Below are 11,627 nucleotides of genomic sequence, written 5' to 3' on the forward strand. Positions count from 1 at the left end.
CCTGCGAGCGCGGCATCGGAAGACATCGAACGGACGTGAAGCAAGCCTGGGATTATAGCGCGCGGCCTTGGCCCGGAGACGGACAGCGGCGCGCGACATGAAGGACGACAGTACGAATGACCGTAACAAAAACAGATGGGGCGCCGGCATGACCCGCGGCCTCAGCAATGCATGGCCGACGCTCGCGATCATGCTGGGCGCGTCGGTGTGGGGCCTCGTCTGGTATCCGATGCGCATGCTCGCCGCGATGGGCCTCTCCGGCACCGCCGCCAGCGCGACCACGAGCGCCGCCGCGTGCGTCTTCGTGCTGCTCGCGAAACGCCGCTCGATCAGCACGCTCTCCTGGCACTGGCTGCTCATCGCGCTCGGCGTGGCGGCGGGCGTGACCAATATCGGTTTCGTGTGGGGCGCGATCCACGGCCAGGTGATGCGCGTGCTGCTGCTCTTTTATCTGACGCCCGCGTGGACCGCGATCTTCGCGCACTTCATCCTCAAAGAGCGCCTGACCCGCGCCGATGCGGCGCTCTCGCTGCTCTCGCTGGCGGGCGCCGTGACGATGCTGTGGTCGCCCGAACTCGGCATGCCGCTGCCCGCCGATCTCGCGGAATGGGCGGGCCTCATGGGCGGCATGGGCTTCGCGATGAGCAACGTGCTCGTCGTCAAGGTCACGCGCACCTTGCCCGCGATGAAGCCCGAGATGCGCACGGCCGTGATCTTCGGCGGCGCGGCGCTGATCGCGTCGCTCGTCACGTGCTTCGAGCCGATGCCCGCGCCGCCCGCCGCCGCGCTGTTGCCCACCGTGACGCTCATCGTGATCGGGCTGGGCGTCGTGCTCGCGGGCAACAACATGATCGTGCAGATCGGGCTCGCACGTGTGCCGGCCAATCGCGCGTCGATCATCATGCTGTTCGAACTCGTCGTCACCGCGCTCTCGGCGTGGCTCTTCGCTGGCGAAGTGCCCGGCCCGCGCGAATGGGCGGGCGGCGCGTGCATCGTCGTGGCGTGCGTGCTGTCGGCATGGGTGCATCGGCAGGGCGGGCAGCGCTCGTCTGCCGTGTCCGAAGCGCCGGAGATCGCGAAAGACGCGCCGGAAAGCAAAAAGAAATCGACTCGCGCGATGGTATGATGGTGTCCGCTTCGCCGGGACACGCATGTGTTGTCGCGCTGCGTGACCGAATGCGATCGACGCGCCGCAATGCGGTTCGTCTGCCATCTATCCTCCGTCATCAATTCCAAACAGCGATATCGCCGTGCGTCTGACCTCGATAAAACTCGCTGGCTTCAAGTCCTTCGTCGATCCCACGCATTTCCAGGTCCCCGGCCAGCTCGTCGGCGTGGTCGGACCGAATGGCTGTGGCAAGTCCAACATCATCGATGCCGTGCGCTGGGTGCTCGGCGAATCGCGCGCCTCCGAGCTGCGCGGCGAATCGATGCAGGACGTGATCTTCAACGGATCGACGGCGCGCAAGCCCGGCAGCCGGGCGAGCGTCGAACTCATTTTCGATAACGCCGACGGCCGCGCCGCCGGTCAGTGGAGCAGCTACGGCGAAATCGCCGTGAAGCGCGTGCTGACGCGCGACGGCACGTCCAGCTACTACATCAACAATCTGCCCGCGCGCCGCCGCGACATTCAGGACATCTTCCTCGGCACGGGCTTAGGCCCGCGCGCCTACGCGATCATCGGGCAGGGCATGATCTCGCGCATCATCGAGGCGAAGCCGGAAGAGCTGCGCGTGTTTCTCGAAGAAGCCGCGGGCGTGTCGAAGTACAAGGAGCGCCGTCGCGAAACCGAGAACCGTCTGCATGACACGCGCGAGAATCTGACGCGCGTAGAGGACATCGTCCGCGAGCTTTCGAACAATCTCGAGAAGCTCGAAGCGCAGGCGGTCGTCGCGACGAAGTACAAGGCGCTGCAGGCCGAGGGCGAAGAGAAGCAACGCCTGCTGTGGCTCTTGCGCAAGAAGGAAGCGGGCAACGAAGCCGAGCGCCAGCAGCGCGCGATCCGCGAAGCGCAGGTCGAGCTCGAAGCGCAGACCGCGCGCCTGCGTGAAGTCGAAGCGCAACTGGAAACGCTGCGTGTCGCGCACTACAGCGCAAGCGACACGATGCAAGGCGCGCAAGGCTCGCTCTACGAAGCCAATGCCGAAGTGAGCCGGCTCGAAGCGGAGATCCGCTTCATCGTCGAGTCGCGCAATCGCGTGCAGGCGCAGATCGCCGCGCTCATCGCGCAGCGCGAACAATGGCAGGTGCAGGCGCAGAAGGCGCACGACGAAATCGACACCGCCACCGAAGCGCTCGCCGAAGGCGAGGAAAAAGCCGCGATCGCAGCGGATACCGCCGCCGCGAAGCACGACGCGCTGCCCGCGCTCGAAGCCCGCTGGCGCGACGCGCAGGCGCAACTGAACGAAGAACGCGCGGGCATCGCGCGCGCGGAACAGGCGCTCAAGCTCGAAGCGGCGCATCAGCGCAATGCGGATCAGCAGCTTCAGCAATTGCAGCAGCGTCAGGAGCGGCTCAAGAGCGAAGCGAAAGGGCTGGACGCGCCCGATGAAGCGCATCTCGAAGAGTTGCGCATGCAGCTCGCCGAGAACGAAGAGGTTCTCGCCGAAGCACAAGCGCGCCTCGCCGATGCTCAGGAAACGGCGCCGCGTCTGGACGCCGAACGCCGCCAGGCGCAAGAGCGCGTGCAGAAGGAAAGCGCGCAGATTCATCAGCTCGAAGCGCGCCTCGCCGCGTTGAAGCAGCTTCAGGAAAGCGTGCAGACCGAAGGCAAGATCCAGCCGTGGCTCGACAAGCACGAGCTCGGCGCACTGCCGCGTCTGTGGAAAAAGCTGCACGTCGAGACCGGCTGGGAAGCGGCGCTCGAATCCGTGCTGCGCGAGCGTCTCGCCGCGCTGGAAGTATCGAATCTGGATTGGGTCAAGGCGTTCGCCACCGATGCGCCGCCCGCCAAGCTCGCGTTCTATTCGCCGCCCGCCGCGGGCAAGCCGGTTCAGACGCCCGATGGCTTGCGCCCGCTGCTGTCGCTCGTGCGCATCGACGATCCGGGTCTGCGCGCGGTGCTCAACGAATGGCTCGCCACGACTTTCATCGTCGACGATCTCGCGCAGGCGCTGGCTTCGCGCAATCAGTTGCCGGAGGGCGCCGCGTTCGTCGTGAAGGCGGGGCACATCGTGACGCGCGTGGGCGTGCAGCTCTACGCGCCGGATTCCGAACAGTCGGGCATGCTCGCGCGGGCCCAGGAAATCGAGAATCTCACGAAGCAGGTGCGCGCGCAGGCGCTCTTGTCCGACGAAGCGAAGGCCAACGCCGTGCGCGCCGATGCCGCGCACACGCAAGGCTCGCAAACACTCGCCGAGGCGCGCGCCGCCGCGGAGCGCGCGACGCAGCGCGTCCACGCATTGCAGCTCGACGTGCTGAAGCTCGCGCAGGCGCACGAACGCTACACGCAGCGCAATACGCAGATCGGCGAGGAACTGGAAGAGATCGCCGCGCAGGTCGAAGAGCAGCGTGCGTTGCGCGCCGAATCGGAAGCCGCGTTCGAGCGTCACGACGGCGAGATCGCGCAATTGCAGGCGCGTTTCGAAGACAACCAGCTCGCGTTCGAATCGCTCGACGAAGAACTCACGAACGCGCGTCACGAATTGCGCGAACTGGAGCGCGCCGCGAGCGACGCGAGTTTCGCCGTGCGCGGCCTGTCCGCGAAGATCGACGAATACAGGCGCAACATCGACACGGCGCACGATCAGAGCGAGCGCATCGCGGGCATGCTGGAAGACGCCCGCGCCGAGCTCGAAACCATCAACGAGCAGACCGCGCAAACCGGCCTGCACGACGCACTCGAAGTGCGCGCGGCGCGCGAGGAATCCCTGCATGCGGCGCGCGTCGAACTGGACGATCTCACCGCGCGTCTGCGTCAGGCCGACGAGCAGCGTCTCATGGCCGAACGCTCGTTGCAGCCGCTGCGCGACAAGATCAACGAATTGCAGTTGAAGGAGCAGGCCGCGCGTATCAGCGGCGAGCAGTTCGTCGAGCAACTGCAGGCGGCGGGCGTCGATGAAGCCGAGCTCGCCGAGAAGCTCACGCCGGACATGAAGCCGTCGTATCTGCAAGGCGAAGTCACGCGCCTGAACAACGCGATCACGGCGCTCGGCCCCGTCAACATGGCCGCGCTCGAAGAGCTCACGGCCGCGACCGAGCGCAAGCACTTCCTCGACGCGCAATCGGCGGATCTCAACGACGCCATCGGCACGCTGGAAGACGCGATTCAGCGAATCGACCAGGAAACGCGCGCGCTGCTGCAAGGCACGTTCGACGAGGTGAACCGTCACTTCGGCGAACTGTTCCCGCGTCTTTTCGGCGGCGGGCAGGCGAAGCTCATCATGACCGGCGACGAAATTCTCGACGCCGGCGTGCAGGTGATGGCGCAGCCGCCCGGCAAGAAGAATTCGACGATTCACCTGCTCTCGGGCGGCGAGAAGGCGCTCACCGCGACCGCGCTCGTGTTCGCGATGTTCCAGTTGAACCCGGCGCCGTTCTGTCTGCTCGACGAGGTGGACGCGCCGCTCGACGACGCGAACACGGAGCGCTTCGCGAACCTCGTGCGCGCGATGGCGGCCAAGACGCAGTTCCTGTTCATTTCGCACAACAAGATTGCGATGGAAATGGCGCAGCAACTGATCGGCGTGACGATGCAGGAGCAGGGCGTGTCGCGCATCGTCGCGGTGGACATGGAAGCCGCGGCGGGTTTCGCGCAGAACGGCTGAAGCATCGCGGTTCGCAAAAGTTTCGATTGAATGAAGGGCCGGACAGCGATCCGGCGGCGTGCGTCAAGGCGCGGAGTGGCGCGCATCGGCCAGGCGGCGGCGAAGAGCCGGAACGCGGCGCGATGCGTGCGACAGATCGCGCGGCGCTTCGTAACCTAAAAGGATGATGGAGCCTGCATGGACGAGTTGACACTCGGTTTGATTGGAGCCGGAGCCGTGGTGGTGGGCGGCGTGGTCGTGTACAACGCGTGGCAGAGCGCGAAGGTGCGTCGCAAGATGCCGCGTCCGATGCCCGATGATGCGGCCGATGCGCTCGCGCGCCAGGACGCCGACGACGAACAGCCGTTCATCGAGCCCGTGCGCCAGTCGCGGCGCGAGCCGGTCGCGGGCGAGGTCGATAGCGCCGACGATCAGCCGCGCGATACGCGCATGGAGCCGAGCTTCGGCGGCGCGAATCCGCCGCCGGTCGCACCTGCGGATACGGCCGTCGATCTCCAGGCCGAGGCGACGTCCGCCAATGGCGCCGCGCAGGAAACCGAAATCGACAGCGACGACGAACGCGCCGAACCGGTGATGCCCGCCGCCACCACGATTTCGTCGGCGCCGCCGGCGGTCGTGGATCGGCGCATCGACTGCGTGGTGCCGATTCGCCTCGCCGCGCCGGTCCCGGGCGATCGCGTGATTCCGCTCGCGCAGCGCCTGCGCCGGGCGGGCACGAAGCCCGTCACGATCGAAGGCAAGGCCGAGGGCGAGGCCGCTTGGGAATTGCCGCGCAACGGCATGCGCTACGAAGAGCTGCGCGCGGCCGCGCAACTGGCGAACCGCAGCGGCCCGCTCAACGAGCTCGAATTCTCCGAGTTCGTGACGGGCGTGCAACGGCTTGCAGACGCCATCGACGGTGCGCCCGAGTTTCCCGACATGATGGAGACCGTCGGCATGGCGCGTGAGCTCGACGCGTTCGCCGCGCAGTGCGACGCGCAACTCTCGATCAACATCCTCTCCGACGGCGCGCCGTGGTCCGCGAACTACGTGCAGGCGGTGGCGTCGCAGGATGGCCTGCTGCTGTCGCGCGACGGCACGCGTTTCGTGAAGCTCGACGCGAAGCAGAATCCCGTCTTCATGCTCCAGTTCGGCGACACCAACTTCCTGCGCGACGACCTCACCTACAAGGGCGGCCAGATGATCACGCTGGTGCTCGACGTGCCCGTCGCCGACGAGGACATCCTGCCGTTCCGCCTGATGTGCGATTACGCGAAGTCGCTGTCGGAACGCATCGGCGCACGCGTCGTCGACGATCAGCGGCGGCCGCTGCCCGAATCCGCGCTGCTCGCCATCGAAAAGCAGTTGATGACGCTCTATGCGAAGCTGGAGCAGGCGGGCATGCCGGCCGGCTCGCCCGCAACGCGACGTCTTTTCAGCCAGTAAGCGTTCGATGCGCGCGGCTCGCAACGCGCGCTTGCCGCAAGAGAATCGCGCCCCGGCCGGGGCGCTTTTCTTTGCGTGCGCGCCGCCGCACCGACGCCCGCACTTAGGCCATTCGGCCGATGCCACGATTTACCGATCTTCTGAGACAATCGAACGGTCGGTTGACTGACTTATCCACTTTCCCGAAGCCGCATGTCCCGAAAAACAAAAGCCGAGTCCGCCGCTGCCGCCACGTCGGGAGCCGCCGTTCCAAGCGCCGATCGTCCGGCCGAGCGCGCGGCGTGGCTGCGCTCGGAGCTGGAGCGCGCGAACTACGCGTACTACGTGCTGGATCAGCCGGATCTGCCCGACGCCGAATACGACACGCTCTTCAAGGAGCTTCAGGGCATCGAGGCCGATCACCAGGATCTCATCACGCCGGATTCGCCGACGCAGCGCGTGGGCGGCGAAGTGGCCGAGGGCTTCACGCCGGTCGTCCACGACGTGCCGATGCTCTCGCTCAACAACGGTTTCGCGGACGAGGACATCGTCGCGTTCGACAAGCGCGTGTCCGACGCTCTGGGCCACACGCCCGTCGAATATGCGTGCGAGCTGAAGTTCGACGGCCTCGCCATTTCCCTGCGTTTCGAAGACGGCCATTTCGTGCAGGCCGCGACGCGCGGCGACGGCGCGACCGGCGAGGACGTCACTGCCAACGTGCGCACCATCCGCTCGATTCCGCTGACGCTGAAAGGCAAGAACGTGCCGAAACGGCTCGACGTGCGCGGCGAGGTGCTGATGTTCAAGCGCGACTTCGAGCGCCTGAATGCGCGTCAGCGCGACGCGGGACAGCGCGAATTCGCGAATCCACGCAACGCGGCGGCGGGCGGCTTGCGCCAGCTCGACTCGAAGATGACCGCGCAACGCTCGCTGTCGTTCTTCGCTTACGGCATCGGCGTGCTGGAAGGCGCCGAGATGCCGGCCACGCACGCGGCGCTGCTCGACTGGTACAAGGAACTGGGCTTGCCGGTGAACGCGGAGCGCGCGGTGGTCGAAGGCGCCGAGGGCTTGCTCGGCTTCTTCGGCAAGATCGGCGAGAAGCGCGACAAGCTGCCGTATGACATCGACGGCGTCGTCTACAAGGTCGATCGCCGCGACGAGCAGGACAAGCTCGGCTTCGTGTCGCGTGCACCGCGCTTCGCGCTCGCGCACAAGTTTCCGGCGCAGGAAGCATTGACGGAACTGCTCGCCATCGACGTGCAGGTCGGCCGCACCGGCGCGATCACGCCGGTCGCGCGTCTCGCGCCGGTGTTCGTCGGCGGCGCGACGGTCACCAACGCGACGCTGCACAACGAGGATGAAGTCCGGCGCAAGGACATCCGCATCGGCGATACGGTCACGGTGCGACGCGCGGGCGACGTGATTCCCGAAGTGGTCGGCGCGATTCTCGATCGCCGTCCCGACGATGCGCGCGAATTCGTGATGCCGACGGAATGCCCCGTCTGCGGCTCGAAGATCGAGCGCCTGCCGGACGAGGCGATCGCGCGCTGCACGGGCGGACTTTTCTGTCCGGCGCAACGCAAGCAGGCGCTCTGGCACTTCGCACAGCGCCGCGCGCTCGACATCGACGGGCTGGGCGAGAAGATCATCGATCAACTGGTCGAGCAGAACCTCGTGCGCACGCCGGCGGATCTCTTCAGTCTCGGCTTCTCGACGCTTGCCGCGCTCGATCGCTTCGCGGACAAATCCGCGCAGAACCTGATCGATTCGCTGGAGAAAGCGAGCGAGACCACGCTCCCGCGCTTCATCTATGCGCTCGGCATCCGGCATGTGGGCGAATCGACGGCGAAGGATCTCGCCAAGCACTTCGGCTCGCTGGATCCGATCATGGCGGCATCCGTCGAAGAGTTGCTCGAAGTCAACGATGTCGGCCCGATCGTTGCGGAAGCGATTCATAACTTCTTCAGCGAAGAACATAACCAGCATGTGATCGAGCAGTTGCGCGTGAAGGTATCGTGGCCGGAAGGACCGCCTGCGCCGAAGGCGCCGCAAGGCGTGCTGGCCGGCAAGACCGTCGTGCTGACGGGCACGCTGCCCACGCTCGCGCGCGAGGAAGCGAAGGAGATGCTGGAGGCGGCCGGGGCGAAGGTGGCCGGCTCGGTATCGAAGAAGACCGACTACGTCGTGGCGGGTGCGGAAGCGGGCAGCAAGCTCGCGAAAGCAGAGGAACTCGGTGTCCCCGTTCTCGACGAAGACGGCATGCGTAGGCTTTTGGAAGGAGTCACTCCATGATTCGCGAAATCCTGAAGATGGGCGATCCGCGGCTTTTGCGTATCGCGCAACCGGTCGAGCATTTCGACACCCCCGAACTGCACGCGCTCGTGCAGGACATGTTCGACACGATGCGCGACGCCAACGGTGCGGGACTCGCCGCGCCGCAGATCGGCGTCGATCTGCAGGTGGTGATCTTCGGCTTCGGGCAAAACGAGCGTTATCCGGACGCGCCGTCGGTGCCGGAGACGGTGCTCATCAATCCGATCATCACGCCGAACGGGCACGACATGGAGGAAGGCTGGGAAGGGTGCCTGTCCGTGCCGGGCTTGCGCGGCGCGGTGCAGCGCTTTTCGATGATCCGCTACCAGGGCTTCGATCAGTACGGCAACGCCATCGAGCGGCTGGCCGAGGGCTTTCACGCGCGCGTCGTGCAGCACGAGTGCGACCATCTGATCGGCAAGCTCTACCCGATGCGCATCACCGACTTCTCGAAGTTCGGCTTCACCGAAGTGCTCTTTCCGGGGCTCGACCCGGCGCGTGACGACTGACGCCGCGCGCTTCGGACCGTAACGGAATCGTGCAAAGGCCGCTTCGCCAGGGGCGGCTTTTTTACGCCAGTGTTTTCGAGCTGCCGCTGATTTCCGGCTGACGGAATACGGCGACGTGCTCCGGATTCGCGGATGCCTGGAGGCGTCCGTCGGGCAGGCGGGCGATGACCATTTCCCCGATGCCGGGGCTCATCACGACGACTTCGTCGCGCAGGGCGAGCAGGGCTTCGAGCCGTCGTCGGCCGCTCACGATCTCCAGACCGGTTCCTGTCTCACGAACGATGATCTCAACTGACATGGCGATTCTCCATCATTGCCGTTCAATGCTGCTGATCCTGTTTCCGTCCATCTAAGCGGGCCGCGTGGCGCGCATCCGCCTGACAGGTGTAACGGATCGATGATTCATTTTCTTTAGTCAAAAAACGGCTGAAAACGAAAAGGCACGATCGGGACTGCATCGTGCCTATTTTTTCGCGGGAACGTCGTTTTTTTGCGACGCAACAGACGCGCGCACGCACGTTCGAACGAAGGTGCGTGCGGACTGTCCGGTTGGCCTAGAACATCTCGTTCGGGCCGAGATAGCGCCACTGACCGGCCGGCAGGTCGCCGAGCGTCACGCGGCCCATGCGAATGCGCTTCAGGCCGACGACGTCCAGCCCGACCAGTTCGCACATCCGGCGAATCTGCCGCTTCTTGCCTTCACGCAGCACGAAGCGGAGTTGTTCGCCGTTCTGCCAGCTCACCTGCGCGGTCTTGAGCGGCACGCCGTCGAGTTCGAGGCCGTGACGCAGGAGCGCGAGCTTCTCGGCGGGCAGATGCTGGTCGACATCGACCGTGTGCTCGCCGAGGCGCACGCGCACGAGGTATTCCTTATCGACTTCCGAGTGACCGCCGATCAATTGCTTCGCGATGCGGCCGTCCTGAGTCAGCACGAGAAGTCCTGTGGAATCGATGTCGAGACGGCCCGCAGGCGCGAGCGTGCGCAGATGTCCCGGCGCGAAACGGATGCCCGAGCGATCCTCGTTCCAGTGATTGCCCGGGTTGATGAGCGTGACCGCGGGCTCGTAGCCGTCTTCCGCCTGACCCGATACATAGCCGACCGGCTTGTGCAGCAGGATCGTGACCAGTTGCGACTGCGCCGAACGCGCCGCGGGCAGGATTTCGACGTTCTGCGTCGGACGGATACGCGTGCCGAGCGTGTCGATGACTTCGCCGTCGACCAGCACCCAGCCTTTCTCGATCCATTCGTCGGCTTCGCGGCGCGAGCAGAGGCCGAGTTCCGACATCACTTTGGAGAGGCGCACGAGGCCGTCGTTGTGATCGCGGTGCTTGGGCACGGATTCCGCGACGGGTGCGGCCGGCTTGTGCGCTTCGCTGCGATCGTCGCGTTTGGCGAACGGCCGATCGTCGTCGCGGCGTGCGGGACGCGTTGCCGGCGCGCGGTCGTCGCGCGATTTGAACGGGCGATCTTCGGTCGATCGGCGCGGGCTGCGATCGCCGAACGCGGGGCGTGTATCGTCGCCGCGTGGTTTGAATGTGCGACGTTCGTCGCCGCTCGCTTGCGGACGGCCTTCGAACGATTTGCGCGGACCGCGATCGCCGAATGCGGGGCGCGAATCATCGCCACGCGGCTTGAACGGGCGACGTTCGTCGCCACCAGCAGGGCGCTCGCCGCGCGCAGGCGGACGGCCTTCGAACGATTTGCGCGGACCGCGATCGCCGAATGCGGGACGTGAATCATCGCCACGCGGCTTGAACGGGCGGCGTTCGTCGCCGCCGGCAGGACGCTCGCCGCGCGCCGGCGGACGACCTTCGAACGATTTGCGCGGGCCGCGATCGCCGAATGCAGGACGCGAATCATCGCCACGCGGTTTGAACGGGCGACGTTCATCACCACCGGCAGGACGCTCGCCGCGCGCAGGCGGACGGCCTTCGCGACCACGCTCGCCAAACGCAGGACGTGAATCATCGCCACGCGGCTTGAACGGGCGACGTTCATCACCGCCGGCCGGACGCTCGCCACGCGCAGGCGGACGGCCTTCGAACGACTTGCGCGGACCACGCTCGCCAAATGCAGGACGCGAATCATCGCCACGCGGCTTGAACGAACGACGTTCATCACCACCGGCCGGGCGCTCGCCACGCGCAGGCGGACGGCCTTCGAACGATTTGCGCGGACCACGATCACCAAACGCAGGACGCGAATCATCGCCACGCGGCTTGAACGGACGACGTTCATCACGGCCGGCCGGACGCTCGCCACGCGCAGGCGGCCGACCTTCGAACGATTTGCGCGGACCGCGATCGCCGAACGCAGGACGCGAATCATCACCACGCGGCTTGAACGAGCGACGTTCGTCACCACCGGCAGGACGCTCGCCACGCGCAGGCGGCCGACCTTCGAACGACTTGCGCGGACCACGCTCGCCAAACGCAGGACGCGAATCGTCACCACGCGGCTTGGACGCGCGCGCTTCGCGCTTGTCGGTCGCGGGCGGGCTCGCGCGCTTGGGACGTGCCTCGTCCGGCGACGGCGCGCGAACAGGCTTACGCCCGGTGACCGTGCCGGCTCGAACCGGTGAACGCGTCGCCGAAGTGGGACGCGGATGTTTGGCTGTCAGTTTGACGCGCATAA

Annotated in this window: 7 protein-coding genes; 5 read left to right on the top strand and 2 right to left on the bottom strand. The window is 66.2% G+C overall.

What is annotated here, in order from left to right; genetic code table 11:
• Nucleotides 1-148 precede the first annotated feature (148 nt).
• The 5 genes from QCE73_RS05915 (at nucleotide 149) to def (ending at nucleotide 8,992) form a co-directional block, all read left to right on the top strand.
• On the top strand, nucleotides 149-1,126 hold the full coding sequence (locus QCE73_RS05915) for a DMT family transporter (protein WP_309880212.1): 978 nt from the start codon (nucleotides 149-151) through the stop codon (nucleotides 1,124-1,126).
• Between the two features lie 124 nt (nucleotides 1,127-1,250).
• The gene (gene smc, locus QCE73_RS05920; protein ID WP_309880213.1) at nucleotides 1,251-4,766 is read left to right on the top strand and encodes a chromosome segregation protein SMC; all 3,516 of its coding nucleotides are present in this window, start codon (nucleotides 1,251-1,253) and stop codon (nucleotides 4,764-4,766) included.
• 177 nt (nucleotides 4,767-4,943) lie between these two features.
• Entirely contained in the window at nucleotides 4,944-6,191 is a 1,248-nt protein-coding gene (locus QCE73_RS05925) for a cell division protein ZipA C-terminal FtsZ-binding domain-containing protein (protein WP_309880214.1), read from the top strand.
• Nucleotides 6,192-6,383: 192 nt separating this feature from the next.
• Nucleotides 6,384-8,462: an NAD-dependent DNA ligase LigA gene (gene ligA / locus QCE73_RS05930; protein WP_309880216.1), complete on the top strand. Its 2,079-nt coding sequence runs from the start codon at nucleotides 6,384-6,386 to the stop codon at nucleotides 8,460-8,462.
• Nucleotides 8,459-8,992 carry a peptide deformylase gene (def, locus tag QCE73_RS05935; protein WP_035503534.1) on the top strand — a complete coding sequence of 178 codons (534 nt, stop codon included), beginning with the start codon at nucleotides 8,459-8,461 and terminating at the stop codon, nucleotides 8,990-8,992. Before ligA ends, def begins: the two co-directional genes overlap by 4 nt.
• A gap of 61 nt (nucleotides 8,993-9,053) precedes the next feature.
• Here def and QCE73_RS05940 read toward each other — a convergent pair whose 3' ends face one another.
• Nucleotides 9,054-9,290 (bottom strand): hypothetical protein, encoded by a 237-nt coding sequence (locus QCE73_RS05940; protein ID WP_035503535.1) that lies wholly within the window; start codon nucleotides 9,288-9,290, stop codon nucleotides 9,054-9,056.
• A gap of 256 nt (nucleotides 9,291-9,546) precedes the next feature.
• Nucleotides 9,547-11,625 (bottom strand): pseudouridine synthase, encoded by a 2,079-nt coding sequence (locus tag QCE73_RS39375; protein ID WP_404989733.1) that lies wholly within the window; start codon nucleotides 11,623-11,625, stop codon nucleotides 9,547-9,549.
• Nucleotides 11,626-11,627 lie beyond the last annotated feature (2 nt).

This window comes from Caballeronia sp. LZ029 (assembly GCF_031451275.1).
Taxonomy (GTDB): Bacteria; Pseudomonadota; Gammaproteobacteria; order Burkholderiales; family Burkholderiaceae; genus Caballeronia; species Caballeronia jiangsuensis.